At 67.0% G+C, this 26,501-nt stretch carries 28 protein-coding genes; 7 read left to right on the top strand and 21 right to left on the bottom strand.

Annotated features, from left to right (window positions below):
* Positions 1-8 precede the first annotated feature (8 nt).
* On the bottom strand, positions 9-602 hold the full coding sequence (locus tag LX12_RS02920; RefSeq protein ID WP_253652976.1) for a hypothetical protein: 594 nt from the start codon (positions 600-602) through the stop codon (positions 9-11).
* Between the two features lie 451 nt (positions 603-1,053).
* Here LX12_RS02920 and LX12_RS02915 point away from each other — a divergent pair, with 451 nt between their 5' ends.
* Positions 1,054-1,455: a hypothetical protein gene (locus LX12_RS02915; RefSeq protein WP_253652975.1), complete on the top strand. Its 402-nt coding sequence runs from the start codon at positions 1,054-1,056 to the stop codon at positions 1,453-1,455.
* 1,098 nt (positions 1,456-2,553) lie between these two features.
* Complete coding sequence (locus LX12_RS02910; protein WP_253652974.1) at positions 2,554-2,982, top strand: DUF6924 domain-containing protein; 429 nt, start codon at positions 2,554-2,556, stop codon at positions 2,980-2,982.
* 226 nt (positions 2,983-3,208) lie between these two features.
* Here the strand turns inward: LX12_RS02910 and LX12_RS02905 are convergent, their stop codons facing one another.
* Positions 3,209-4,075, bottom strand: coding sequence for a glycosyltransferase family 2 protein (locus LX12_RS02905; RefSeq protein ID WP_253652973.1), 867 nt, complete (start codon positions 4,073-4,075; stop codon positions 3,209-3,211).
* A gap of 67 nt (positions 4,076-4,142) precedes the next feature.
* Positions 4,143-5,534, bottom strand: coding sequence for a hypothetical protein (locus tag LX12_RS02900; RefSeq protein WP_253652972.1), 1,392 nt, complete (start codon positions 5,532-5,534; stop codon positions 4,143-4,145).
* Positions 5,535-5,710: 176 nt separating this feature from the next.
* Here LX12_RS02900 and LX12_RS02895 point away from each other — a divergent pair, with 176 nt between their 5' ends.
* On the top strand, positions 5,711-7,093 hold the full coding sequence (locus tag LX12_RS02895) for a wax ester/triacylglycerol synthase domain-containing protein (protein ID WP_253652971.1): 1,383 nt from the start codon (positions 5,711-5,713) through the stop codon (positions 7,091-7,093).
* Between the two features lie 16 nt (positions 7,094-7,109).
* Here the strand turns inward: LX12_RS02895 and LX12_RS02890 are convergent, their stop codons facing one another.
* The 9 genes from LX12_RS02890 to LX12_RS02850 all read right to left on the bottom strand — a co-directional run bounded on the left by LX12_RS02890 (position 7,110) and on the right by LX12_RS02850 (position 13,846).
* On the bottom strand, positions 7,110-7,976 hold the full coding sequence (locus tag LX12_RS02890; protein WP_253652970.1) for a glycosyltransferase family A protein: 867 nt from the start codon (positions 7,974-7,976) through the stop codon (positions 7,110-7,112).
* A gap of 245 nt (positions 7,977-8,221) precedes the next feature.
* Complete coding sequence (locus tag LX12_RS02885; RefSeq protein ID WP_253652969.1) at positions 8,222-8,515, bottom strand: hypothetical protein; 294 nt, start codon at positions 8,513-8,515, stop codon at positions 8,222-8,224.
* Positions 8,516-8,956: 441 nt separating this feature from the next.
* Positions 8,957-9,667, bottom strand: coding sequence for a phosphatidylserine decarboxylase (locus LX12_RS02880; RefSeq protein ID WP_253652968.1), 711 nt, complete (start codon positions 9,665-9,667; stop codon positions 8,957-8,959).
* Between the two features lie 451 nt (positions 9,668-10,118).
* Positions 10,119-10,694 carry a type 1 glutamine amidotransferase domain-containing protein gene (locus tag LX12_RS02875; protein WP_253652967.1) on the bottom strand — a complete coding sequence of 192 codons (576 nt, stop codon included), beginning with the start codon at positions 10,692-10,694 and terminating at the stop codon, positions 10,119-10,121.
* Between the two features lie 108 nt (positions 10,695-10,802).
* Positions 10,803-11,954 carry a glutathione-independent formaldehyde dehydrogenase gene (locus tag LX12_RS02870; protein ID WP_253652966.1) on the bottom strand — a complete coding sequence of 384 codons (1,152 nt, stop codon included), beginning with the start codon at positions 11,952-11,954 and terminating at the stop codon, positions 10,803-10,805.
* 112 nt (positions 11,955-12,066) lie between these two features.
* Positions 12,067-12,363: a putative quinol monooxygenase gene (locus tag LX12_RS02865; RefSeq protein WP_253652965.1), complete on the bottom strand. Its 297-nt coding sequence runs from the start codon at positions 12,361-12,363 to the stop codon at positions 12,067-12,069.
* 123 nt (positions 12,364-12,486) lie between these two features.
* Positions 12,487-13,023, bottom strand: coding sequence for a DUF2231 domain-containing protein (locus tag LX12_RS02860; RefSeq protein WP_253652964.1), 537 nt, complete (start codon positions 13,021-13,023; stop codon positions 12,487-12,489).
* Entirely contained in the window at positions 13,020-13,205 is a 186-nt protein-coding gene (locus LX12_RS02855; protein ID WP_253652963.1) for a hypothetical protein, read from the bottom strand. Before LX12_RS02855 ends, LX12_RS02860 begins: the two co-directional genes overlap by 4 nt.
* 44 nt (positions 13,206-13,249) lie before the next feature.
* On the bottom strand, positions 13,250-13,846 hold the full coding sequence (locus LX12_RS02850; RefSeq protein ID WP_253652962.1) for a TetR/AcrR family transcriptional regulator: 597 nt from the start codon (positions 13,844-13,846) through the stop codon (positions 13,250-13,252).
* Positions 13,847-13,942: 96 nt separating this feature from the next.
* On the opposite strand from LX12_RS02850, the gene LX12_RS02845 reads away from it, so the two are divergent.
* Positions 13,943-14,431, top strand: coding sequence for a nuclear transport factor 2 family protein (locus LX12_RS02845; RefSeq protein ID WP_253652961.1), 489 nt, complete (start codon positions 13,943-13,945; stop codon positions 14,429-14,431).
* Position 14,432: 1 nt separating this feature from the next.
* Here LX12_RS02845 and LX12_RS02840 read toward each other — a convergent pair whose 3' ends face one another.
* Positions 14,433-15,467, bottom strand: coding sequence for a zinc-binding dehydrogenase (locus tag LX12_RS02840; protein WP_253652960.1), 1,035 nt, complete (start codon positions 15,465-15,467; stop codon positions 14,433-14,435).
* Positions 15,468-15,590: 123 nt separating this feature from the next.
* On the opposite strand from LX12_RS02840, the gene LX12_RS02835 reads away from it, so the two are divergent.
* Positions 15,591-16,124, top strand: coding sequence for a DinB family protein (locus LX12_RS02835; RefSeq protein WP_253652959.1), 534 nt, complete (start codon positions 15,591-15,593; stop codon positions 16,122-16,124).
* Here LX12_RS02835 and LX12_RS02830 read toward each other — a convergent pair.
* Entirely contained in the window at positions 16,117-16,542 is a 426-nt protein-coding gene (locus tag LX12_RS02830) for an NAD(+)--rifampin ADP-ribosyltransferase (protein ID WP_253652958.1), read from the bottom strand. The genes LX12_RS02835 and LX12_RS02830 overlap by 8 nt on opposite strands.
* Before the next feature lie 143 nt (positions 16,543-16,685).
* On the opposite strand from LX12_RS02830, the gene LX12_RS02825 reads away from it, so the two are divergent.
* Positions 16,686-17,093, top strand: coding sequence for a hypothetical protein (locus LX12_RS02825; protein WP_253652957.1), 408 nt, complete (start codon positions 16,686-16,688; stop codon positions 17,091-17,093).
* A gap of 24 nt (positions 17,094-17,117) precedes the next feature.
* On the opposite strand, the gene mhpA is transcribed toward LX12_RS02825, so the two are convergent.
* The 5 genes from mhpA to LX12_RS02800 form a co-directional block, all read right to left on the bottom strand.
* Complete coding sequence (gene mhpA / locus LX12_RS02820) at positions 17,118-18,674, bottom strand: bifunctional 3-(3-hydroxy-phenyl)propionate/3-hydroxycinnamic acid hydroxylase MhpA (RefSeq protein WP_253652956.1); 1,557 nt, start codon at positions 18,672-18,674, stop codon at positions 17,118-17,120.
* On the bottom strand, positions 18,671-19,609 hold the full coding sequence (locus LX12_RS02815; protein WP_253652955.1) for a fumarylacetoacetate hydrolase family protein: 939 nt from the start codon (positions 19,607-19,609) through the stop codon (positions 18,671-18,673). The genes mhpA and LX12_RS02815 overlap by 4 nt, the downstream gene beginning before the upstream one ends.
* Positions 19,606-20,742, bottom strand: coding sequence for a VOC family protein (locus LX12_RS02810; protein ID WP_253652954.1), 1,137 nt, complete (start codon positions 20,740-20,742; stop codon positions 19,606-19,608). Before LX12_RS02810 ends, LX12_RS02815 begins: the two co-directional genes overlap by 4 nt.
* Before the next feature lie 73 nt (positions 20,743-20,815).
* The gene (locus tag LX12_RS22155) at positions 20,816-22,015 is read right to left on the bottom strand and encodes a cytochrome P450 (protein WP_253652953.1); all 1,200 of its coding nucleotides are present in this window, start codon (positions 22,013-22,015) and stop codon (positions 20,816-20,818) included.
* A 70-nt stretch (positions 22,016-22,085) separates the two neighbouring features.
* Positions 22,086-22,976 carry an oxygenase MpaB family protein gene (locus LX12_RS02800; RefSeq protein WP_253652952.1) on the bottom strand — a complete coding sequence of 297 codons (891 nt, stop codon included), beginning with the start codon at positions 22,974-22,976 and terminating at the stop codon, positions 22,086-22,088.
* Between the two features lie 150 nt (positions 22,977-23,126).
* Between LX12_RS02800 and LX12_RS02795 the strand changes: the two genes are divergently transcribed.
* A complete protein-coding gene (locus LX12_RS02795; RefSeq protein WP_253652951.1) occupies positions 23,127-24,584 on the top strand; it encodes an MFS transporter in 1,458 nt (485 codons plus the stop codon).
* A gap of 15 nt (positions 24,585-24,599) precedes the next feature.
* On the opposite strand, the gene LX12_RS02790 is transcribed toward LX12_RS02795, so the two are convergent.
* Together LX12_RS02790 and glsA are read right to left on the bottom strand one after the other, a co-directional pair.
* Entirely contained in the window at positions 24,600-24,905 is a 306-nt protein-coding gene (locus LX12_RS02790; protein ID WP_253652950.1) for a GlsB/YeaQ/YmgE family stress response membrane protein, read from the bottom strand.
* A gap of 66 nt (positions 24,906-24,971) precedes the next feature.
* Positions 24,972-26,465 carry a glutaminase A gene (glsA, locus tag LX12_RS02785; RefSeq protein WP_253652949.1) on the bottom strand — a complete coding sequence of 498 codons (1,494 nt, stop codon included), beginning with the start codon at positions 26,463-26,465 and terminating at the stop codon, positions 24,972-24,974.
* Between the last annotated feature and the right edge of the window lie 36 nt (positions 26,466-26,501).

Here is a 26,501-nt window from a genome sequence, read left to right as displayed (position 1 = left end):
GGTGCGCGCTAATGGCCCTGAACGATCACGAACAGATGAGCGCTGCTGCCGTCGTGGGTCAGGAGCAGCGTCTTGCTGTCTGGGGCGTTTGGTGTCGAGGGTATTCCGTCGGCCGTGCGGGTTGATATGAACAGCTCCATGCCCTGAGAACAGGCGAAGCCGAGGTATCCACGCCGGAGTCCGTACAACGTCAGGTCATCGCACCCGGGTCGCCAGAGGGACGGAAAGGAGGGATTGGCGCTCGCGAGATTGCGGGTAAGCAATTCTGCCGCAGGAACTTTACTGCGGTTTGAGCCGGCGGGGGAGTCGTATCGGCCCGTGTAGCTCGGGGCCCCGACAAATACACGGCCCTCATCCATTTGGCCGAACGACCACTCGTCCGGTATGTGAATGTCCTGATCGGACAGCGCCTTCGCCGCCTGCGATTCGCTGAGGGATGCGGTACCCGAGGAGCCGCTGCCACAAGCCGCGCTGAACAGAACTAAAAATGTGGCGATCGCATAGATCGCGATATGTCGGCGGACGCGGCCCCGGAGACCGTCGTCAGTGAAGATCTGGGCGAACCGCCCACTCGGCCCGCGTGTCCTGTCGCCCGTGTTCACACAAGAAGCATGCAGCAACCCGTCGGTGGCAGCTACGGCGCCGAATGCATCGGGTGTAGGGGGATGGTCGACGGTGCAAGTTGGCCCTGCGACGACCTGCCAGTGTCTTCACGTGACCGAGGTCGCGGCGCGACGCCCGGTGCGAAGTGGAATGGGCCGTGATGCGGCCACGCTTCCGCGGCCACGACCGCGCCGAGGGTCAAAAGAATATTGAGGAGCCCTGAGTGTTGTTGCGACTTGGGGCGCCGACAGGCGCGACGATATTCTTGCTGACCGACCACCTCGTTGAAGGAATCCTATTGCGATGCGGCGAGTCCGGCGTTCTGCGATCCACTTGACATGGCAGGCAGGTGTCATTCTGGCGCTTCTCGTGGTTGCGGGGTGCGATGGGGGAGAGGACGCCCAGTTCACGACCCCAAGTGACATCGAGAGTTCGCCGCAGACAGTCACCGTGCCCATCGACCACGTCGCCGATGTCTCCGACCCCTACAACCTCGTTGCCTTGTCGACTAACATTTTCACGGGCAGAATCGACGGCCAGTCGGGTGTAAAAGCTCTCGGGTCGCTGCCGGAGACCCAGTACCGGGTGACAACTGGCCTGAATGTGAAGGGGACCGTTCCGCAGACGGTCGTACTCAATCAACAAGGTGGCCGATTCGGTGACCGGTACATCTCTTTCGGCGGTGATCGGCCCTTGGAGATTGGACAGTGGTACCTGTTCTTCACCCGTTACTTGCAGAGGGAGAACTGGTACACCGTCATCCCTGTTCACGGAGACAAACCCATCTCCGAAGCAGACGCCAACAACAACGCGTCGGCTCTGATCGACGCGGTGGTCCGCATCGTTGGGTAGTCGCCGTAACTTCTCTGAACGGGCCACCACGACTACCTCTTCGAGCAAGAGGCCCTTCTCGTGGCCAGCTGGACCCGCAGTTGGACGGTGTGCGCGACCCGGGCGCAGCCTGCCGAAACTCGCCGGCAAGCATGGTCTCGTCGGCGCCCCAGTGCGTCACCATGTCGAAGCGGTACGTGGTGCCGATCCGTACATCTCTGTTGGTTCGTACTTCTCGCGGCGACATCCCGCCGGGGAGCAAAGAGCTACAGCTCGTCGCGAGCGATGACGCAGGCAGCCGCTACCAGCAGCCGTCTTGAAGCAGACCGTCTTAGAGCCACTGGTGGCCCCGGCCCCGTTCGCAGTCGGACTGCTCGCTGGGGGCTTGAGCTCCCCTAATTCGTCACCGTGACGTTTTGCTTTGGCGAATAGGGCTGTTCTCGGGTTGAGAAGATGAGCTCGAGCACTGTCGAAGGGTGCGATCTGGTGACCCGACAGTAGACGCCGTTGGCAGCGACGACGCGACGCCTGACGTTCTGCGAATCGATTGGTTCACGCGCAGCGCGACGTGACTGACGGGCCGGTGAGGCTGATGCGCGTCGACGCGAGATCTGCGGTGACGCGAGATCTGCGTTGACGGTGGGAATTTCGAAATCTGCGGTCAGCGCGGGTCACAGATGTTGTCGTCCCAGCCCTTCGACGCCGATAAGATACATTATGTCAACTTTAATCGGCCTACCCGCGAATCCGGATGACGTACAGCGTCATCCGGGCTACCGCACGTTCCTCGTCCTCCGACTGGTACGCGTCCTGACGCAGCTGGCACAGTGCCTGTCGATCGCCGACAGTGTGGCCCTTGCCGTAGTGCCGATAGTGAACTTTTCCTGGGTCTAAGCGGTGTGACCACGACGGCGTTGCGCCACAGAACGAGCACAACCAGTCGTCACCAACCACGCACTGAGCGTACGCAGCGCCGCCAGCGTTAATGGGCGTAGATACTCACGCACCGAGTGCGCCGCGGTCACCGTTCTTGTCCTGTTCGTCCGTATAGGGTGCTGATGCTGGCCCTCTACCGGGCGGCGCGCACCCGTCTACGACCACTCACTCAAGGAGTCATCTGTGACCAGGCCAGCACTACTCGACGACGCATCTGTCCTCATCCGGGCCGACTTCACCGACGACGCCGCCTGGCAGCAGCTTGTCGAGGACGCGCAAGCGCCGTCGACCCCGGACGAGTTCATGGCCGATCTGCTCCCGGTCGACGACATCGCCTGGGACGGCATCACCGCCGAGCAGTTCATCACGGACGTCAGCCCTCCCCCGCCCTACTACGTCTTCATCGCCGATCACGTCACGATGACCCACCCGGAACACCCCATCCTCGCGGTCGACACCGGGCCCGTGGACACCGGCCACGAGCCCGGTCGGACGGTCCGAGTGATCCCCTCTGAGATGTGGTCGATCGAGAACAACCTCAGCCTGGCCAACATGGACTTCCGCGACTTCGCCGACAACGCAAGCGACGACGGGATTTTCCGTGGCTTCTAGGACCGGCCCCCGCCGCCCTATCTCACCGCCAACCGTCGTTCGTAGACCATCCGCATCTGAATATGCAGCAGTGGAATATGCGGTGTGACCAGTACATCCGAGCCCGCTGCGTGTGACCGTTCTCGATCGTGTCGACACCACCTGATCGCGCGTCGGTCCCCCCATTCCACGCCGTCGATGGATGTCGGCTGGTGGTGCAACGGCTGGAGTCGATAGATCAGGCGTCTCATCCGATCGGCGAGTGTCGCTCGTGCCAGTGGCCTCTGATGAGGCGACGAAGAGAGAATTCGTTGCGTGTCGGGTCCCAGGCTCGATTTGCGGGTAACAACACCACGGTGCGGAGCAGGGCAAAGATGTTCGCGAGCCATGCTGCGATCGCCATCCCCCGTTTCCCGTGCAGCAGATAGGTTCTGGGTCCGCACGCGGCGTATCGGTGCAGGGCGCGTGGCCCCGACAGCAGGCGTCGTCCGGAAACTGTTGCCGCCATTCCGGGTACGACGGCGAGCGGATGTCCGGCGTCGCGCAACAGCAGTGAGCGGTCGAGATCTTCGAAGAGGTCGGGTCGATAGCTCACCTGGTGTGCGATGTTCTGCCAGGCGTCGCGCCGGATAACGGAGTTGGCCCCGGACAGGGCGGGAACAGGGGTGAGTAGGCCTCGTTCGAGCCGGCGTCGGGTCCGTGCGTCGAGGCGCTGGATCCTTCGTGCGTAGGCCCGCTGGAATGGCAGGTCGAACATCAGCATCGGATAGGTGCCGGCCACCATCTCGGGGTGGTCGGCGAAGGCCGTGGCGATTGCGACGGCCCACCCTGGCTCGACGCGGGTATCGCTGTCGATGCTGGCGATGACGTCGCCTGTCGACGCCGCGAACCCGGCGTAGCGCGCGTACGCCACCCCGGGTCGAGGTTCGCTCAGCAATGCGATCCGGGGGTCGGAGACGCGTGCATGTGCGACCAGGTCCGCCGTCGAGTCGGTGCTGTTGTTGTCGACGACGAGAATTTCGTGGATGGGCCCGTCCTGCGCCGTCAGGCGCGCAAGGCAGTCGGTGATGACGTCCGCCTCGTTGTGTGCCGGGAGGACGACGGAGATTCGCACGCGATGACCTTAGTGCAATTGTCCGGTTCTCGAGCCGGCAGATGGCAGTCGAGCCGGCCAGGCAGCCTCAGGTGTCACGGCGGTCGACTATTCGGCTGAGCTTGCCGCCTGGGGTGCGGATCGGGCTGCCCAGTGTGACGTCGACTGTGACGGTGGTGATGTCCGCGGCATGGAAGGCGGACCGCACCGCTGTGTGTGCGGCGGCCGCGGTGTGGGCCTGGTCTGCGTCGTGGTGAGTGGTGAGGTGGATCGTGACGTGTTCGTCGCTGTCCACCAGCAACTGCGAGGTTGCCGCATCGGCGAGTTCGTCGAGGACCACGGTCAGCACTGTGGGTGAGATCGTGCGGGGGCCGTGCCGGGTCGGGAAGGTCAATAGTCCCCCGCTACGTCCCAGGACGTCGAAGGCCGGCAGCTGGTTTCCGCACGGACATCGTTGTTCGTGGAACCGAACCCGGTCGCCGAGGTCGTATCGGATGATGGGTTGGACTCGGCGGAACAAGGTTGTCAGCAGCACCGTGTCCGATTCCACGCCCGGAGGTACTGGTCGGCCGACGGAGTCGATGGGCTCGAGGATGACCCAGTCTGCGTTGAGGTGGTGTGACCCGTGGTCGCATCGAGCTGAGATGAACATGCATTCGTTCGCGACGTACCGTTCCACGATGGTCGTGCGCGGCCATGCCTGGTGAAGCCGACGGCGGGCCGCGCCGGTGACCGTCTCGGAGAACGGAACCAGGACAACGGGATCTATGTCGACGAGCCCGGCGAGCTGACGCTCGGCGAGGAGGCTGAGCACGGAGCCGTACGAGCTGATGGTTGCTGGGTCCAGTTCCGACAACTGTGTGGCGATCTCGGATACGGGGTCGGTGACCGACAGGACACGTCGGTTCTGCCGCGGTTCGCCCTCGACGCGGCGGTAGTACGCGGAACCGAGATGATGGCCCTTCAGATTGATGATTGCGGCTGACCGACCACGTTTCGCGACAAGGCGGGCCAAGGCCATCGCTGACGGGGAGGGGATCCGCGACCGCAACGCGTGCAGCACTGCGAGGGCACGATCCTCCGTCACGAACCTTCCTCTCAAACCTGTCGTGCCCGACGACTCGCTGTAGAGGTACTCGCCCAAGAACCGTTCGCCGACGCGTTCACTGGAGGAGAAGCGCTCCGCGGCCTCCCCTGTGATCCTGCGGTCGCAGGACCATTCGTCGAACGCGGCCATCAGCATCGACTTGTCGGTGGTGGGAAACTCGGCGATCTCGGCGGTGGGTGGAAGTGAGGCATACAAGTCGGCGAAGACCGGCGAGTTGGCCTTCGCGTGGCGAACGACATCGGTGAGGCGCCGCCGCGCACGTCGCTGAACCTCGAGGGGATCATCGCGAGTCGCGCGGCGAACGTCCTGGCTCAGCCAACGGGCCGAACGCTCGATATCCGGTGGCGACGGGAGTGTTTGTGAGCCCGGCATCGTCGAAGCCTGACAGAGGTCGGTCCCGGGGTGTCGCCGATTGCAGGCAATCCTCGTTGTCCCGTTCTCGTGCCGGATCCTCCAGAATCTGGATACGCTCATCGGCGCTGCGCACTGTCGCCTCGCCACACGTGGTGCGGTCGTACTTGGGGGACGCGTGACGGGAATGAGGGCTGATGCGGCAGTTGTCTTCACGGGACGCGGCGTATCTCTTCCTCGGGGATCGGCACTCATCGGCAACCGTCATCTCGGCGTGGGTGCTCGACCACCCCGTCGACGCCCTGCCACTGACGGACGAGAACGTTCGGTCGCGGTTGCGCGCCATGGCCGACCTCGACGAGCACCTGAGATGCCGCGTGCATTTCGTGCCGCTCTCGCTGGGCCTGCCCTACTGGCAGCTCGACCCCGATTTCACCGTGGCGCGGCACTACCGACGTCATCCGGCGGGCCTCACCTGGCACGAGGCCACCCGTGCCTTGGCCGACATCGGCGACCGCCGGCTTCCCCTCGACATGCCGCTGTGGTTCGCCCACCTGCTGCCTGATGTCAGCGGGGTGCCTGGTCAGACGGGCGCATCGACCATCCTCGCCATCATGTGGCACCACGCAGCGTTCGACGGGACTCGCTGGACGCAACTGACCCGGTACACGCTCGCCGACCCCACCGACGAACGGGGCCCTGCACCGGACGTCTGGTCCGCCGGGACCTCCCACGCCGGCCGTATGGAATTGTTCGGCCGCGAACTCGTGCGCTCGCCCGTCACATGGTGGCGCTTCCTCACCGCGGCGATCGGCCGCGGTCGCGCCAACCGACGCGATCCGGCAGCGCGCAGTGAGCTCGAGAAGCCCGGCCCGTGGCCGCACACACGATTCTCCGGCCCGATGCGAGGCGCACGGACCTGCTCATTCGTGGAGCTGTCCCTGACTCGCGCCCAGCAGATCAAACGTGGGTGTCCGGGTGCGACCATCAACGACGTGATGCTGTCGGTCATCGGCAGTGCCTTGCGGCAGTACCTCGCAGATCTCGAGGAACCATACGGGCCGACGCTCGCGGCACTGGTCCCGATCGCCACGCAAGGCGGTGCCACCGGTGTCGTCAACCAGTTCGCAGCCTCGATCGTCGACCTGCACACCGATATCGCCGATCCTCGAGTGCGGGTGGCGGCGATCAGTGCATCTGCTGCCGACGCCAAGGAAAAGGTGAATGCACGACACGCAGAAGCCGCTGAGACAGGACTGCCCGCCCCTCTGTTGCGTGCGCTGGGCGCCTTGTCTCGATCCTCTCGCCTCAACGGGCACGCGGCCACCGGCAACGTGGCCATCACGAACATCGGGCCCACCCGGGGCGTGACCAGCATGGCCGGTCTTCCGATTGCAACGATGTTCGGCATGCAGACCATCGGCACCGGCTGCCTGCTCGCGCATTCCATCCGAAGCGTGCACGACCGGCTGTCGGTGTCGATCACCACCGACGCCAGCGTGATGCCCGACGTCGACGCCTACCTCGGCTACATAGCACGTTCGTTCGACGACCACCACGCCGCCACGCACCTGGCCTGAGCCCGATAGGTCACGGTCACTCGCCGCTCGGCAGCACCCGTTGCGGCGATCTGCGCAACAAGCGGTTCACACGCATTCGCCCCGTCGACGGATCGAACGCACGGAACGGCAGCCACATGGCGAAGTAGAAGGGCATCTGGACAAACACGGTGCGCAGCACGGCCCTGCGTGCAGCGCTCCGAAGTCCACGCGCTCGCAGCGTGCGCTGATCACGCCAGCAATACCGTAGATACGCTGCCGGGGGCGACAGGTAACGGCGCCCCGAGATGGAGGCGCTCGCCTCGGGGATCAGGCCGATCGAACACCCCTCCGCCAACAACGTCAGCGTCAGGTCGAGGTCCTCGAACACGTCGGTCCGACGAGAACGCGCGCCGCGGACGCGCAGCCACGCATCGCGGGTGATGGCCATGTTCGACCCGAACAGCCGACCGATCTCGGCGGCAGACATGTCTCCCTCGCCCAGTGCCCTGGTGGTCTCGGCTGCGATTCGCCCCTGCTGGCGACGAAACGGGCCCTGGAACGGCAGGTCGTAGGCCCAACACATGCCGGAGCCGGCGTCGAAGTGGTCTCCGAAGGTCTCGAAGAAGTCACGCACGGCCCGCGCCCAGGTGACGTCGACCCGGGTGTCCGCGTCGACGCGAGCCATCACCTGACCAGTCGCGCTGTCGAACCCCTCAGACCGTGCATTGATGACGCCCTGATCGGACGCCCGGACCACGCGAACGGACTGGTCTCCGGCTGCTGCTTTCTGCACAGCCGCAAGTGTGCGATCGGTCGAATTGTTGTCCACGACGACGATCTCGTCGACCGGCTCATCCTGGTCGAACAATGCGTGCAGACACTCGGAGATCAATTCCTGCTCATTGAACGCTGGAACGATCACTGACAACGATGGTCTGACCATGTGCAAATCCGATCCGTGGGCGAGTTGCCTCGAGAACGGGCCCTACAACTTCCCGCCTAGCAGCCCTGATGGGAAATAATCTGTCACCACAACGCGGACGTCACGCACAACGCCCCCATAACGGCCATGGTAGTCACACCCATATTGCGCGGAACACCTGCCATGGCGTGGACCGCAACTGCGAAAAATCTTGCGTGGCCATCCGCCGACAATGGGCCGTCTCGTCACGGCCTTCGGTCGTTCGCCCCTATCCCGACCTGTTCGGCCATCTCGACAATTGATCTGGTTGGGCGCAGCACAACGCCATCGTCGATGATTTTCATGCGGACTGCCGGCCGGCTCGGGCTAAGGTCTCCGGCCATGTGGACGTCGTCATTCTGCTGACGCGGGACCGCGGTCCGCTCTTCCGCCTCGACGCCAGCATCCGCGCCGAGGGCTCGCACAGCCGGGCGATCGTCGACATCGTCGATCAGGAGTGGACGGCAGGTCATCCCGACGACCACGTCATCCGGCGGCACGTCGGCACCGAGCCGATATCCGCTGGGCGACACAGCTTTCGCCGGTTACACCCCCGTGGATCAGCGGTCGCCGGAACAACGCGGGGCGCTGGCCTTGGCGGCCGAACTCGCCGACGCGGTGACTTCCGCAGACGCACTTTTGTTCGCGGTGCCGCTCTACGACTTCGGTGTGCCAGCACTTCAAGACCTGGGTTGACGTCGGCATGAACGACCCGCGCTTCGATGCGACCGTCGTCCCGGCTCTCGCGGGCAAGCCCGCTGTGCTTGTCTCGGTGCGGGGTGGCAACTACGCGCCCGGGACACCACCGTGGGGTGGGATCGCGCCACCGGGTGGATGCGTCGAATCCTCGCCGATGTCTGGGATCTGGATCTCGACATTGTCGAGACCTGCATGACTCGTGTCCGCGACGAGGCACATCGCTCGACGTGTGCTCTGTCGGCTCAGACGGTCGCTATCACGGACCCCATCTTTCGTGCAGTGTCGTCGCGGTCGACGTCGGGATCGAGTGCCAACGGGAACAAGACGATGATGTCGGATCCTCCGAACTGGAAATAGCCGAACTCGTCGCCCTTCGCCACGAACCCGCCGGGCGCGGCGGTCAGGCGCACCGACGCCACGTATGCCATTCCCACAGAGGGATACACCTGGCCGATGATCGTGAAGGCTTCCAGAACGGTGCCCGACACCGGTACGTGGAATCGGTGATATGCGGACGGCGGCAGCATGTAGTGCGCGAAGGTACCGCCCGCGTAGCGGTCTGCGTAATCGCTGCCCTGCATCAGCTGAGTGACGGTCCCGTACGTGTGGGTGCCCTTGATGCGGGTCGCGGGAATGGCCGAATCGCTGCCGATCTCGTAGACATGCTGGAAAGAGCAATCCGCGAAAGACACCACCGTGCTGTTGCGATTCGGTTCCGCGATGGGTCGGAGGCCGCTGTTGAGTTCACGGGCGAAGAACTGGTTGAACGTCAACCAGCCACTGGGCATGTTCGGCCTGCTGTCGATCATCGAGTCCTGGACGGCATACTCCGGTGAGTCGTCCACGAACGATCGCAAGATGTCTTCGTCGAACGAGTCGGGAGAGTCGAGGTACGACCCCCACTCCCGGGCGAAACGGGTCAGCCAGTCGCCGAACGCCGGCGAACTCTCCACAGCGCGATCCGAATGGTCCGGGTGCTGGTCGACGAGCCAGAAGAAGTGCGCCAGCCGGTCGCTGACCTCACGAGCCTGCCTCTCGCCGGGCGATCCCTCCGCCCACGCTTCCGCGTCGGATTGTCGTGGGATCCACCGGAGGAACCACCGGAGGTAGTCCTTGTACTCCGCGATGGTGGTCGGCCACTGCAGCGCGTCGTAGAGCTGCTGTTTCAGGTCGGATCGCGCACGGGCTCGCCATCTGCAACGACTGCGACAGAAACGCTCTCAGGTCCGCGTCTGCGTCGAGAAGGTCCTCGAGATCACTGATGGGAGTGAGGTGATCGGTCATGTCCGCCCGGGAGCGTCGGTGAGCAGCAAGCAGAACCCTTCCTGGATGCGCGCTGAAGTAGGGAGTCTCGGCGAGGTGGTGGCCGGTACACCGTGGTGCGGCCGGCCACCCGCGGTGGGCTCAGGCGCCGCCTCCCCGACCGGTTCGCTGCGCGGCCGCGCCGAACAGCTCCACGATCGCTGCACAGAACGCAGGGAGGTCGTCCGGCGAGCGGCTCGTGACGAGGTTCCCGTTCCGGACCACCTCCTCGTCCACCACGTTCGCACCGGCATTGCGCAGGTCGGTGCGAATGCTGGGGAACGAGGTGAGCGTTCGGCCCTTCGCCACACCGGCCTCGATGAGTGTCCACGGACCGTGGCAGATCGACGCCACCGGTTTCCCGGATGTCACGAAGTCGCGGACGAAGGAGACGGCCTCGTCATCGGTCCGCAGCTGGTCGGGGTTCACCGTCCCACCGGGGAGCAACAGCGCGTCGTAGTCGTCGACCGACGCGGACCGCACCAGTGCATCGACGGAAAAGGTGCCGGCCGAGTCGAGATCGTGGTCGCGAGCCTGGATCTCGCCGTCGTGCAGTGACAGCAACTGCGTGGAACCGCCGGCATCCTGCACCGCCTGTCGGGGTTGTTCCAGTTCGACTCGCTCGACGCCGTCCGCCGCCAGAATCGCGACGCGTGTACCGCTCAATTCGTCTGCCATGGTGAATGTCCTCTCGTGAAGGTGTGACGGTCCGCCCTGTCGGTCGACCGTCGGAACTCCGCGCCGCCCGATGAGCTGTGGTGCGACGCGTTCGTCACTCGCCTCGCGTCAGTTCGAGGCGGCGGGGTGGAGTACGACCTTCGTCCAGCCGTCGTCCCGGTTGTCGAAGTGCTGGTACGCGTCCGGGCCCTGTTCCAGGGGCAGGTCGTGGGAGACGATCCATGACGGCGTCGCCTTGTCCGCGGCGATCAGGTCGCGCAGGCGCCGGTTGTACCGCTTGACCGGGCACTGCCCGCTGCCCAGGCTCTGACCCTTGAACCAGTGCAGCCCGTAGTCGAACGCGACTTCCCCGTTCTTGGCCAGATCGTCCGCGCCGCCCGGATCCTGGGGGACGTACACCCCGACCGAGCCGATGCCGCCGGTGAAACGGACCGACTTCACCAAGCTGTTGAGCACCATGTTCGGATGCTCGGTCCCCTGCGGGTCGTGCGCCTGATAGCCCACGCACTCGCACCCGCGGTCGGCCCCGAGGGCCATGGTCTGATCGAGGACGAATTCGACGGGGTCGACCTTCGAGTCGTCGACGGCCAACGCGCCGATCTCTTCGGCGAGACGGAGCCGATCAGGGTGGCGATCGACCACCATCACCTTCGACGCGCCCTTGATCGTCGCGGACAGGGCGGCCATCAGTCCCACCGGGCCACCCCCGTAGATCACCACCGAGTCCCCGGGGACGACGCCGGCCATCTCGGTGGCGTGATACCCGGTCGGGAAGATGTCGGCCACCATGACGTAGTCGTTCTCCTTGTCGACCGAATCCTCACCCAGCCGCAAGCAGTTGTGGTCGCCGTACGGCACGCGGAGATACTCCGCCTGGCCGCCCTGCCACGGACCCATGTCGGCGAACCCATAAGCGGCCCCGGCCATCTGCGGATCGGGATGGGTCGTCAGGCAGTAGTTGGTGAATCCTCTCTCGCAGTTCTTGCAGAACCCGCAGGAGATGTTGAACGGCAGAACGACCCGCTCTCCCACCGTGACCTTGTCCACGCCGCTCCCGACCTCGACGACCTCGCCGAGGTTCTCGTGTCCGAAGCACCGTCCTGTCTCGAAATCGGTTCTGCCCTCGTACATGTGGAGGTCCGAACCGCAGATGTTGGTCGCGGTGATACGGACGAGTACGTCGGTGGGTCGTTCGATCGTCGGGTCCGGGACGTCCTTGACGCTGACCTCGCGCGGTCCGTCGTACACGATTGCTCTCATGGGTGCCTCCTCGATCGGTTGAGCTCGACACTCCAGCAATGCCCGGGACCACCGGTGGTAAACGGTGTGGGGAGAGGTCGCATCGCGGAGACCGTTCCCGCGCTCGGGTGGGTCAGAGCTTGTCGGCGACCACGTCGAGGAAGCTGATCTCCGGCGCGCCGGCGAAGAGCTCGTCGGCTCGCTCGCCGAGTGCCTTGCCGATGGGACCGTTCAGATGCGTCTCACGGGCGTCCTCGTCGGGGAACGCGTCGACGATGCCGAAGGTCGACGGCCCGAAGCGCACCGCCAGCCACGGTCGCGTCCCCGGCTCCTGCTCTACCAGCGGCAGGGCCGAGCGGAGGAATTCCTCCACCGCACCTTCCTTGCCGGGCTTTGCTTCCACTCGGACCAGCAGCGCCTTGTTCACCATTCGGTCAGCCTCCTGAATTCGGTGACACGGTAGGTGGTGGGTTCCCGGTGATCCGGTCGCAAAACTGGCCCAGGGGAAGTCGTCCACCATCACGCGCGCCCAGCGGTGGGTGTCGACCGGTGCCTATGCCGAGGGACGGGATTCCCGCTGCACGCCTGCGGCTTGCACGTACGAGAGGTGGCCACCCAGTGCTCCTGACACGCCGGTCACGCCGAGGCCCACAATCGTCAAGGCGAGCGCTCGTCCGGTGAGGTCCCTGCTGCGAGCGACCATTGACGCGGCCAATGCGGTCACAGCCACCGAGTTGGTCGACGCGTGGACGAGTGCGACGCGGCGTTGCGGGGCGTCGAGGGTCGTGTACTCGGCAAGCCCTGCAGTGGCAGCGGGAACGGCCGCGGCGAGACCCAGCGCCGTGAGACGTTGCGCTGCGACGGGTTGGCCGGTGAGGTCGAAGAGCGGTACCGCGGTCCAGGCGCCGATCGGCACGGTCACCAGCACCGGATGCAGGGGGTGTCCCAACCAGGAGCCCCGCAGGACGTCGCCCAGTCCCCCGCTGAGAACGGGCGACAGAAGGCGAGACACCGTCGACGCGACGCCGTCGAGCGACGACAGTCCCTCGGCTGCAGCCAGAACTCGACCTATCGGCGATCCGCCGGTCACGACTGCGACCCCGTCTCGGCGGGATCGTCGTCACCCTCGGCTTGATCCGAGTTCTGCCCGCGCTCCCCCGACGTGAGCATGTCGGGGTCGGCGTCAGGGTCGGAGTCCGAATCACTCGCCTGGTCGCGAACCGGTTCCTCGTAGACGTCGTCGCTGTCGCCACGTGCCTGCTCGTCTGACATGTCGGTGGACTACCCGTCGGCACGCTGCCGAAACCATGATCTCGTCACCGCCGCCTGTCGGCCGTCACGCGAGCAGCGATGGTGCCCAGTGCCTCGACGGCAGCAGCAACATCGCGGGTGTACTGGGCGTGCACGACTGCGCCGTCGACCGCGACGCCGAGCGCACGCGCCGTCTGCGAGCGATGGGGGCCGACCGGCAGCGCCTCGCGGATCGCTTCCACCATCGCTTCTTTGTGTCGCTGTGCGATCTCGTGGATCTCGGGGAGTTCGGCTCCCAACTCGTTGACGCTGTTGATGAAGGCACACCCGCGGAAGCTCGGCGATCCCAGCCACTCCTCCACCGCCGTGACGACGGGCGATCTTTTTCGCGCAGTCGTCGAATGCCGTCGCAGCGCATCCCGGAACCAGTCCATCCAGCGTTCGTGGCGCAGTTCGAGGAAAGCCACGATCAGCGCGTTCTTACCGGTGAAGTGGCGGTAGAACGTCACTTTCGTGACCCCGGCCTCCGCGATGACCCGGTCGACACCGGTTGCGCGGATCCCGTCCCGATAGAAGAGGCGGTAGGCGGTGGCGAGGATCCGATCGCGTGCGGGAAGCGACGGCACGTCGACCGGAGGATCCAGGATGGCGCCGACAGTCATGGACCATAGGGTAGACAGGTCTGTCCACCACGGCTACGGTCTGCGGTGTAGACAGACCGTTCTACATATGAGGTGCCGAGAGAAAGCGACGTGCCGATGACCGATTCCGCGCCGACCGAACCGCGCCCACCCGTCCCGCCGTTCACCCTCGAGTCCGCGATCGTGAAGGTCCGCAAGGCGGAAGACGCCTGGAACACGCGTGATCCGCAGCGCGTCTCGATGGCCTACTCCCCCGACAGTCGATGGCGAAATCGTTCGGAGTTCTTCGCCGGTCGCGAGGCCATCGTGCAGTTCCTGACGCGCAAGTGGGAGCGCGAGCACGAATACCGGTTGATCAAGGAGCTGTGGGCGTTCGGCGACGATCGCATCGCCGTGCGCTTCGCCTACGAGTACCACCTCGACACCGGCGAGTGGTTCCGCGCCTACGGGAACGAGAACTGGGCGTTCGACGACGCCGGCTACATGACTCACCGCCACGCCAGCATCAACGACGTGCCGATCCGTGAGGAGGACCGCAAGTTCCACTGGGACCGCGGTGGCCCGCGTCCGGAGGATCACCCCGGCCTGTCGGACCTCGGTCTCTGACTCACGGCGCGATGAGCACCTTGAGCGCCTCGCGGTCGGCCATCTTCTGGTAGCCGCCAGGGACCTCGTCGAGTCCGATCGTGACGTCGAAGACCTTGCCGGGTTCGACCTTCCCGTCGAGCACGTCGGGCATGAGTTCCTCGATGTACGCCCGCGCGGGCGCGACGCCACCGGTGAGGGTGATGTTGTCCATGAAGAACTGGCGGCCCGCGGTCACCTTGTCGTACTGCGGGACGCCGACACGGCTGACCGTGCCACCGGCTCGGACCGCGCCGAACGCCATGTCGAGAGCCGCCTCGTGGCCGACGCACTCGAGGACCCTGCGGGTGCCGTCCCCGCCGGTCAGGTCGCGGACCTTCTCGACTCCCTCGTCGCCGCGCTCCTCGACGACGTCGGTGGCGCCGAACTCACGACCGAGGTCGGTCCGTGCGGTGTGACGGCCCATCAGGATGATCTGGTCGGCGCCGAGTCGCTTCGCGGCGAGCACCGCCGACAGTCCGACCGCACCGTCACCGATCACGGTGACCGTGTCACCCTCCTGCACGCCGGCGGTCACCGCGCAGTGATGGCCGGTCGAGAACACGTCCGACAGCGTCAGGAGTGACGGGAGCAGGGCGGAGTCCTCGGCGACGGGAAGCTTGACCAGCGTGCCCTGCGCCTGCGGGACGCGGACGGCCTCGCCCTGTCCGCCGTCGACGCCGCCCATGCCCCAGCCGCCACCGTGCCGACAGGACGTGTGCAGGCCCTCGCGGCAGAAGTCGCAGGTGTTGTCGGCCCAGACGAACGGCGCCACGACGAGATCGCCGCGCGTGAGATCGCCGACCTCGGAGCCGACGTCCTCGATGATCCCGAGGAATTCGTGTCCGATACGGGCGCCCTTGTCCGACGGCTTCTTCGACCCGTAGGGCCACAGGTCGCTGCCGCAGATGCACGACCGCGCCACGCGTACCAGCGCGTCGGTGGGGTCCTTGATCTCCGGGTCGGGCACGTTCTCGACCCGGATGTCGCCCTTGCCGTAGATGAGTGTCGCCTTCATCGTTGTGCTCCCTGCATGTGCTGAACGTACAACGCCCGACAACCCCCGTAAGTCCTCTGCCACATGTCGGCGGCACCGTCTCATACACCGCCGCACGGCGCGCCGCGCGATTAGCGTTCGACCATGCCGATCGATCCCGACACGAAGAACTGGACATGGGTGCTGCAGCGACGCTGCGATGCGTGCGGTTTCGACGCGTCGTCGCTTCCCTTTCGCGAGATACCCGGCCTCGTCGTCGACAACGTCGGTCGGTGGCCTGCGGCCCTGGAGTTGTCGGATCCGTCGGCGCGCCCTGACGACGCGACGTGGTCGCCGCTCGAGTACGCGGCGCACGTCCGTGACGTGTTCCGCCGTTTCGCGGTGCGCCTCGACGCGATGACTACTCTCATCGATCCAGCCTTCGACGACTGGGACCAGGACGCGACCGCCGTCGCCGAGCGGTACGGCGAGCAGGACCCGACGACGGTCCTGCGCGAACTCGCCGAGGCCGGCCACGCGATCGCCGACGCCTTTCGCGCGGTCCCCGTGGACGCACTCGGTCGCACCGGCCATCGCAGTGACGGCAGCGTCTTCACCGTCGAGTCGTTGGGTCGCTACTTCGTCCACGACCCGATACATCACCTGGTCGACGTGACGGGTCGACGCTTCGTCAGTTGATGATCTCGCCGCGACGGTCTCGGATCGCGCCGAGGCGTTCCCGCCACATCTGACGGTCGGCGTCGCTCAGGCGGGTCCAGTCGTGCACCTCCCGGACCACCCTCAGCGGATCCGCGCTGCGGAACGATCGCGTGGGGTTCCCGGGGAACTTCTTGTCCGTGACGTTCGGGTCGTCCTCGAACCGGCCCGTCGGGACCACCTCGTAGACATGGGGTGTTGCTCCCGCGACGTCCATGGCGGCGATCTCCGCAGCCAGCCCGGCGCCGTCGCGCAGCGCCGTGAAATAGATGTGGTTCATGACGATCTCCGGTCGATAGTTCGACCGGAACCCCGCGGTGAGCAGATCGCCGGGCTGCACCTGGGCGCGGGTGCCATGGAAGAGCGGGCCCTCGTCGAGGGGCTTGTGAGCAATGCGCATTCTCTCTCCGACCTCGTGACTTCACCAGCGGCGGAGGCATTCTGCACCATCAGCGGGGTCTTGCGGCAAGGCCCTGCTCCGCGTCTATGGTGGAGATGGAGGGAGTCACGAACCGGTTCACCGGGTGTCGTACCCTCGGCCGCATGCCACAACTGACCGCGTTCGGACTCGCCGAGGCCATGGCCCACAGCACCACCACACTCGACGTGAAGAACTTCGGTGCGTACGAGTTCTCGCCCACGAGCCTGCCGCAGGACATCGAGCTCTACGCCGCGGTCGGTGCGTTACGGGACACGACCGCCGAGTCCGGTGCGCAGATGGATGTGCGCATCGAGTTGACGCGTCCCGACGGATCCACCGACCCCGAGCGTCACGTGTTCGAACTGGTCTCGTCCTGGGACGGCCCCGGCGCCGACCGACCGTTGCAGCCGACGGTCTTCCCGGTCGCACTCCCGGTCTCGCTCGATCAGGCCGGTACATGGCGGATATCGGTGGGTCTGGACGGCGCGACGCCGAGCCTGGCCGGTGCGTTCTTCGTCGTGGAGCCCTGACAGCCACGGAGTGCTGGGGGCGTTCTACGCGCCCATGAGAGTCGGTGTGACGGTGTAGATCGCGTCGATGTCGGTGCCGGCAGCCATCACCGTCGAATCGGGTCTGATCAGCGCGGCGCGTGCGCGATGTCCGATCAGCCACGCCCCCAACGGCGTTTCTCCGCCGACGGTGAGGACTCCGGCGCCGCGACGCACGATCTCGAACCGCTGATCGGGCGACGGTTCGTCGAGGGTGACGATCATGCACCGGTCGAGGAAGTCGTCGAGTCGTCCCCTCCCCGACTCGACGATCACATTCGGCGCCAGCGTCCCCGGCAGTCCTGCCGCACCGCGCGCGGCGCCCAGCACCACCGACGGCAACAGGTCGGCGACCGCGCCGTGCCGCACGTGGTACGACGTGCCCAGCGACGGCGTGGCGCTGTCGGTCACCCGCGCCGACAACCCCGGGATCCGCGCCATCCGGGGTGCGATCACGCGCCGCAGCAGATCTCCCCCGTTCCCACCTCGTGTCATGGCGACACCGACGCCGACCGCGAGTCGGATCATCGAGAGCGCGTGGGGTATCCGTTCCTGTTCGTAGCTGTCGAGCGACGACTCCGGCACACCGCCGGCGAGGACGGCAGCGAGTTTCCAGCTCAGATTGGCCGCGTCACGGATGCCGGCGCCCATCCCCTGCCCGATGAAGGGTGGCGTGAGGTGGGCGGCGTCACCGAGGAGGAACACCCGTCGGTCCCGCCACGTCTGCGCGCAGCGCGCACGGAAGGTGTACTCCGCCGAGCGGATCAGCGTCAGCGAGCCTTCGCTGTTCGCGGGCAGCCACGGACCGATCAGCGGCGCCACCGCCTCGACCGAGGAGTAGTCGTCGGCGGATTCGTCGTCGAGCAGTCGGAACTCCCAGCGGTACCGCTTGTCGCCGATGCGCATGTAGGTCGCTGCGCGGTCGGTGTCGCAGACCTGATGCACCCCGTCCCACTGGTCGAGATCCTCGGCGGTCTCGATGTCGACGACGAGCCACCGCTGGCTGAAGCCGAGGTCACGCCATGACCCTCCGATCGATTCTCTGGCCAGACTCCCGGCGCCGTCGCACCCGAGGAGGTACGAGCCGTCGAACGACAACGGTGCGCCGGAGTGACGATCCGAGGCCGACACGGTCACCCCCGACGACGACTGGTCGATCGAGTGGACCTCGACCCCACCGCGCAGCGTGATGAGGTCGGAGCGGCGTGCGATGGCCGACCGCAGCAGTCGCTCGAGGTCCGGCTGGTCGAACATCGACGCTGCCGGGTACCCGTGCACCCCGCCGTCGGGGTCGCGACGGAACTCCGCGAGCACCTGCAGATCTCGCGTGACGAGGCGCAGCCCGTGACCCGGTCGCGAGATGGATGCGAACTCCTCGGCGAGGCCGAGCCGGCCGAGGACGCGGTAGACCTCGTCGTCGAGGTGGACGGCGCGGGGCTGCGGGTACACGTCGTCCCACCGCTCCAGGATCACCGACGGCACACCGTGATCGGCCAGCAAGGCCGCCGCGGTCAGCCCGGTGGGACCCGCGCCGACGATCAGCACGGGGGCGTGCGTGATCATGCGTGCCGCACCATGGTCTTCTGGGTGCCCAGGTCGATGATGCCGTCCCCGGATCGCACCGTCGCCTCGACGATGTCGCCGTCGCGCAGATACTTCGGGTTGGACGCCTGGCGGCGGAAGAACGCCTTCCACTTCACGTGCGGGGGCAGCAACGCGCCGATTATCTCGACCGGCTTGGGCGGCGCCGTGAGAGCCGTGCCCCCGGGCGTGCCGGTGAGGAGCAGGTCACCGGGATCGACGCGCTGGAAACGATTGAGTTCGCGCAGGGTCTGCAGCGGCTTGTAGATCATGTCGGCCACGGTGCTGTTCTGTCGGGTGACGCCGTTGACGCGCAGTTGCAACGTCAGGGTCGCGAACTTCTCCCACTCCCCTGGTTCGAGCAGGACCAGTGCCGGGCCGACCGGCGTGAAGGTCGGGTACGACTTCGCCTCGTAGAACTGGGTCTTCGGCAGCTGGACGTCCCGTGCGGACACGTCGTTGGTCACGACGAGCCCCGCGACCGACTCGGCCAGGGTGTCCTCGTCGATGTGGGTGCCCACGGCCACGGTCCGACCGAAGACCAGCCCGATCTCGACCTCGTAGTCGAGTAGGTCGACGTGGGCCGGCTTGACGACGTCGTCGTACGGGCCCGAGATCGACCCGGAGGACTTGCGGAAGAAGGTGAGCGGGACCGTGTCGGGGTCCATGCCCGAATCCTTCACGTGCGAGACGTAGTTCGTCATCTGGGCGATCACCCGACACGGTGCGGTCACCGGTGACACAAGGGCGAGCGTCGAGGGGTCGACGAGGTCGCCGGAACCGGACACCGCGGACTCGACCGCGCCCCGATCGGCGATGAGATCGGCGGTCGTGGCCGCGACGGTGTCGACGCGGCGGGCGCCGCCGGGCAGGGAGACCCACCACGCGTCGGCGGTGCGCAGGACGGAGATGCTCATGAGCGGGCCACTTTCATCAGACCGAGGAGGCGGTGGACGTCGAACTCGTTGTCGGACTCTCGCAACGAGGAGAGGATCGCGGCGAACTCGCGCAGCGCGGCCTTCCCGGGCTTGACGCCGAGGAAGTCCGCCGTGGCCGGCGGTCCCCACTGATTGAGACCGGACGCCGTCATCGGCGCCCACCCGGCCGTGACCGTGTCGTCGAACCGGTCACCGTCCGTGAAGTGTTCGACGAGGAAGCCGTCCGGATCCCGCCAGTAGTCGAAGATCTGACTGCCCTGGATGTGACGGCCGACGCCCCAGGAGCGGTGGTAGCCGCGCTCGGTGAGGAATTCGCCGCCCGCGGCGAGGGCGTCGAGATCGCACACCTGGTAGGCCGAGTGCACGTAGCGGTCCGCGGGTCCGAGGGTCAACGCCAGCGTGTGGTGGTCGGCCGGCTCGGTTGCCCGGTCGCACCGGATGAAGCTCATCACCGGGCCGCGGTCACGCTGTCCCGGGTAGTACAGGAAATCGCTGACGATCAACCCGAGGTTGCGCAGATACCAGTTGAGGGACTCCAGATAGCGCGTCGACTGGAGTACGACGTGGCCGAGGCGCTCGACCACTGCCGGGGCGCGCGGAGGACGCTGGGTGTCGTTGGCGCGCTCGATCGTGCGGGCGACATTGAACGCCCTCGTGTCCTGGAGTGGCAACCCGGGCCAGTCGGTGACCCCGGCGACCACCCGCACCCGGCACCCGCTGGGTTCCCTGGTCGTCACCGCCCGTCCGCCCAGGGCGTCACCGAGCGGTTCGACCGGTCGGCCCCATTCGGCCGCGAGGGTGTGCAGGTCCGCGTCGTCGGCCGCGCGGAAGGCCACACCGGTGAACGCGGTGCGGTTCGCCCGACGGACGATCACGCACGGTGACCCCGGCAGCGCTCCCCGCAGGTGCAGTTCGTCGCGCGTCTGCAGGGTGGGGACGAACCCGAAGTCGACCGCGAAAGCGGCGGTGCGGACCAGGTCGGGCTTGTCGAACTCCAACCACGCGATGTCGTGCACCTTCACCACCGGGTCGGGGTGGCGTCCGGGGTGTTCCCCCGGCAGTGCCCCCTCGTCGGCGTGCAGGCCCTCGTGGACGTCGTGCGTGACGGTCATGGTGACAACTCCCTAGTTTCTGACGATATTGTCACCTACGACGATGGTGTCAGTCAAGGCACGGTTCCGGACCTCAGGAGAAGGAGGCGCGAAACGACTCGAGACCCTGCAGACAGTTGTTCCGCAGCAGCACCGGCTCGTCGACGGTGATCCGGTCGACCCTGTCGACCATGGCCCGCAACAGCGTCTGCATCTCGAGCTTGGCCAGCTGCATGCCGACGCAGGTGTGCACCCCGTGCCCCCACCCGACGTTGCCGCCGCGCTGGTCGAGCGAGAACCTCTCGGGGTCGTCGAAATGTCGCTCGTCGCTGTTGGCTGCGGCGAACAGCAGTGCGATGCGATCGCCGGCGCGGAGTCGCACATCACCGATCGTGGTCTCCCTCGTGACGCTGCGAGTGAACGTCCGCACCGGCGACGCCAGGCGGACGGCCTCGACGACTGCAGTCGGGATGAGGTCCGGCTCGTCGCGCATCTGCTGCCACGCCTGCGGGTGGGTGCCCAGGCTCCAGAGCAGCCGGCCGGTCGCCAGGATCGTGGTGTCGAGGCTGGGTGCGACGAAGTCGATGATCATGTTCTTGGCCTCGATGCGGCTGATCTCGCCGCGGTCGGCGGCGTCGAGCACGGTCGACGCCCACCCGTCGGGTGTGACGTGCCGCCGGTCGAGTCGCACCGTGTAGGAGAACAATCCCAAGGCGCTTCGCAACGACTTCAGTGCGCGGCCGTTCGTCGGCCCGAGGCCGTCGAACGTGGCCCTTCCCCAGGTCAGCATCTGCTCGGGTGTGACCCGGACGCCGACGAGCTCGGCGACGGCCTGCACGGGCAGCCGGGTGGCGAAGTCGGCGATGCCGTCGAAGCTGTCGCGGGCGAGCAGCCGGTCGACGGTCGCGGCCGCCTCTCGTTCCAGGGTCGGCAGCGACGGGCGGATCGCGCGCGACGTGAGTGACTGCATGAGGATCATCCGACGTCGCATGTGGGTGTCGCCGTCGCTGGAGAGGGTGGTGAAGTGCCCCAACGTGTTCGCCACCGGGTTCGCCGCGACGCCTTTGCCGCTCCGGAAACCGGCGTCGTCCCGGAGCGCCGCCCGCACGTCGTCGAACCGGCCCATCGCGAACACCCGGTGCCGCGGCAGCCACACCACCGGGCCGGCGTCACGGATCAGGCGGTACACGTCCTGCGCGTTGTCGACGGCGTGGTCGCCGTAGAGGTCGACGTCGATGACGGGTGCCCCCCGATGCGTCGACCGGCTCGGGAACACAGCTGAACGAACACCCACGTGAACACCTCCGTCATCGATGACGAAATCTTCACCTACGTGCCCGGTGGTGTCAACGAGGCTCCGACGGTCAGTCCTCGATCGCGTCGCCCGAGCGGTCGGCTGCCCTCACCTCACCCGAGCCGAGCGCCCAGCGGATCGCCGTCGTCATGGCGATGCCCCCGGCCCGCACAGCAGTCGCCTCGGTGACCGGGAGGTAGGGCAGGCGCAGGGGGAATCGGGTCCACCACGGCATCATCGAGACCGCCACCGAGGACAGCAGGCCGTACGCGGGACGCAACGCCACCGGTATGGGCGGCGTGAGCAGGATGAAACGCGCTGCCCGACGAGCGGCCGCGGTGCCCCGCAGCTCGGGCCGGTAGGACGCGAGAGCGGCGTCGAGCTCCGCCACCGTCTCGGGAACGTCGACGGCTCCGAGTCCCCGCGCTACGAACGCGGTCTGGCGGACGTACTCGTCGCGGCCCGCCGCGTCCAGCGGATCAGCGCCGTACCGGTCGTGCGCACGCAGGAAGCTGTCGATCTCGGCGAGGTGCACCCACCGGATCAGGTGCGGGTCGGACGCGGCGTAGGGCCGCCCGTCGGGTGCGACCCCGGTGATGCGCTTGTGCACCGCACGCACGATGCGGATGGCCCGGTCGGCGTCGTCGATCGTGCCGAAAGTGGTCTCGGCGAGGAACGTGCTGGTCCGTTGCAGCCGTCCCCATGGATCGCCCCGATAGCCCGAGTGCTGGTCGACCGCAGCCATGGCGAGCGGGTGCAACGACTGCAGGAGCAACGCGCGCATGCCGCCGACGAACATCGACGCGTCGCTGTGCACCCGGAGGATCGCCGAGCCGGGCGCGAAGCGTCGGGGGCCGGGCGTCAGGTGGATGCGATCGCGCCGCTGCGGCCCCTCCTCGCCCGCGACCCGGTCGAAGATCATCTCGCCGACGCGCTGTTGGACCGAACCGAACGGGGTCATCTCTCCAGTCTGCGCCCGGTCGTCACGGGCGCGTCGCCGCGCGGCACCGCGGCCGCCGTCGCCGACGACAGGTGGGCGACAGCGCGCGACAGCGGGACGACAGCCGCGCTTCCTAGCGTCCTCTCGAACCCCCACCCGAGAGGAGACCTCATGAGCCTCGCCCCGGCTGCGTCCCCGGAGACCGCCACCCGTACCTACACGTCGTTGGCTTCGGCGTGGATCCCGCTCGCCGCCCTCTGTCTGGCGTTCTTCGTCGAGATGGTCGACAACACCCTCCTGTCCATCGCCCTGCCGACCATCGGTCGCGCACTGGGCGGCGGCACCACCGACCTGCAGTGGGTCACCGGTGCCTACTCCCTCACCTTCGGCGGGTTGTTGCTCACCGCCGGTTCCATCGCGGACCGGTTCGGCCGACGTCGCGTGCTGCTGGTGGGTCTCGCCGCGTTCGGTGTCCTCAGCCTCGCCGTGCTGGCCGTCGACTCGACGAGCGAGTTGATCGCCCTGCGCGCCGCGCTCGGTGTGGCCGCGGCCGCGATGGCCCCGATCACGAACTCCCTCGTCTTCCGCCTGTTCGACGACAAGACGCTGCGCATGCGCGCGATGACCGTGATGATCACCGTCGGCATGGCCGGGTTCGTCCTCGGGCCGCTCCTCGGCGGGACCGCGCTGGCGCACATCCGGTGGGAGTGGCTCCTCGTCGTCAACGCGCCGATCGCACTGATCGCAGGTCTCGGCGTGTACTGGGGTGTCGCCGCGGATCGCCGGGACGGCCTCACCGCCGACCGCCTCGACATCCCGGGGGCGCTGATGAGCATCGTCACGATCGGGTTGGCGTGCTGGTCGCTCACCAGCGGCGTCGACAACGGGTGGAGCTCCCCGGTCACCCTGATGTCCATCGTCGGCGCGATCGTGGCCGCGGCAACCTTCGTGTGGCACGAACGACGCAGCGTCGCGCCCATGCTCGACCTGCGACTGTTCGCGAACGGGACCGTGCGCGGCGCCGCGATCGCCCAGGTGGGCACCTCGATCGCCATGGCGGCCGTCATGTTCGGCCTGATCCTGCACTTCCAGTACGCGTACGGGTGGAGTCCGGTGCGCGCCGGCCTGGCCAACCTCCCGATCATCGTGACGATGCTGGGCGCGTCACCGCTCTCCGAGAAGCTCGTCGAGAGGTTCGGCCACCGCTTCGCCTGCCTCATCGGCGCCGGCTTCCTCGCGCTGTCGTTGGCGGGCCTGTCCTGGGGCGTCGCGCACGGCTACGCGGTGATCGCGGTGTCGATGGTCCTGATGACGATCGGTCTACGGACCGTGATGACGGTCTGCGCCGTCGCTCTCGTCGACGCCATGCCCGCCAACCGCACGTCGATGGGCACGGCGCTCAACGACACCGCGCAGGAGGTCGGCACCAGCGTCGGGACCGCCGTCGTCGGTACGGCCATCGCGGTGCTGGTGACCGCGCAACTGCCCTCCGGTGCATGGGGTTCCGCGCTCGTCGACTCGTTCTTCCACGGCGAGCGCATCACCTACGGCGTACTGGCGGTCGTCGTCGGTGTCATCGCCGGATTCGGGGCACTCACCCTCACCGACTCGCGCGGTGTCAAGGCGTGAGCGTTCCGAACGCTGCTAGCGCCGGACCAGTTTCACGATGTAGAGCAGGATGACCGAGCCCAGGAGCGCGGTCAGGAACGTGAAGAACCATCCGCCGCTCGCGGTGTCGAAAGCGAAGCTCAGCAGGAATCCACCGAGGAACGCGCCGATGACGCCGACGACGATGTTGAGCCCGATGCCCATCTGCTTGTCGGTGCCCATGATCTTGCTGGCGACCCATCCCGCGAGACCACCGATGATGATGTAGCCGATGACGCCGACGCTGGTGGTGGTGGTCGATCGCTCCGCCAGGACCTCGACGGCTGCTGCGGTGGTGCTCATGGGAACGTCCTTCCGGTCACGGTCATCTGCGGTCTCCCCGACCAGCACCACACCGTGGCCGGTGCGTCACTGGGCCGGGCTGCCCTCAGTATGGGGGCTCGCGGGGTGAGGGTGCCGTGGTTCGGACAGAGGTGCGTCCGCGCGAGCGATCACCACGTCCTCTGCGGCCATCGCGGCCTCGGCGATCGACGACGTGATGACGGCGTCACCGTCATCGATGGAATCGTCGGCAGCGGTGCGCCGACTGCTCGACGAGCGCGACAGGACGCCGTCGGGGTCGACGACGACCCATTGCGGCGCGTGATCGCCGCGGGCGCGCAACACTGCGACGAGCAGTCTGCGGGAGACGTCGTCGACGACACCGACGCGGCTCAGGTCGACCACGATGACGTCGGCGCGTTCGCGAAGCGACTCGACCCGGCGCACAACGCTTTCGACGCCCGAGAAGGTGAGGTCGCCCTGCAGTTCGAGGACGCGGATGCGTTCTCGATGCGCGCGGAGGTACCCCGCCTCGCGCGGTGTGCGTTGACGATCCGCCGACTCCAGCTCGCGTCCGTCGTAGACCGACCGGATGGTCACGCGGCTCTCGCGGGCGACGGTGAACATGTGCAGGCCGAGATCTTCCGACAGCAGTCGGCAGGCGCGGACACCTCGGACGCTGTTGCCGTGTTCGTCGAGGCGCGGCGAGAACACACCGATCCCGAGCTGCCCGGGAAGGACCGCGAGGATCCCGCCGCCGACACCGCTCTTGGCGGGGAGGCCGACGCTGGTCACCCAGTCCCCCGCGCCGTCGTACATCCCGCAGGTGGTCATGACGCTGAGCACGCGGCGCGCGATTTGCCCGTCGACCATGCGTCGACCGGTCCGAGGGTTCACCCCTCCGTTGGCGAACGTGGAGCCGATGACCGCGAGGTCGTCCGACGTCACGCGGACCGAGCACTGGCGCACGTAGAGATCGACGGTCGCCTGCGGATGCGGCGGGAAGACGCCGAAGCTCTGGAGCATGTACGCGATGGCGCGGTTGCGTGAGCCCGTCGCCATCTCGGACCGATAGACGGCAGCGTCCATGGACAGCTGCCGACCGGCGCAGCCCGAGTAGAAGTCGAGGATGCGTGCGAACGCGGCGTCGAGATGCGGGGCCCACTCCTGCCGCGTCGTCGGCGCCGTCGGCATCGTCTCCGGACGGATCAGGAGCGCTGCCGCGGTGAGAGCGCCGGCGTTGATCATCGGGTTGCGCGGTCTGCGCGTCGAGTGGTCGACGCTGATCTCGTTGAACGCCTCACCGGACGGCTCGACCCCGATGGTGGCGTCGACGACGTCGACGCCGCACTCGCGCAGGGCCAACGCGTAGGTCAGCGCCTTCGAGATGGACTGGATGGTGAACTGGGTGTCGCTGTCGCCCACCGAGTAGATGTGCCCGTCGTGGACCACCAGCGAGACCGCGAACCGGTCGGGGTCCACCCGTGCCAGTTCGGGGATGTAGTCGGCGACGACACCCGCCCCCAGTGGCAGGCAGCCGGACTCGATCCGCGCGAGATACCGCTCGACCACCGACTCCACCCGGTCATCCAAGCAGACGGTCGCGGCCGCTCGACG

The sequence above is a fragment of the Williamsia serinedens genome (assembly GCF_024171725.1).
In the GTDB taxonomy this organism is placed as follows: domain Bacteria; phylum Actinomycetota; class Actinomycetes; order Mycobacteriales; family Mycobacteriaceae; genus Williamsia_A; species Williamsia_A serinedens.
Note: the sequence above shows the minus strand (reverse complement) of the source record. Positions and strands in the feature narration are given on the sequence as shown.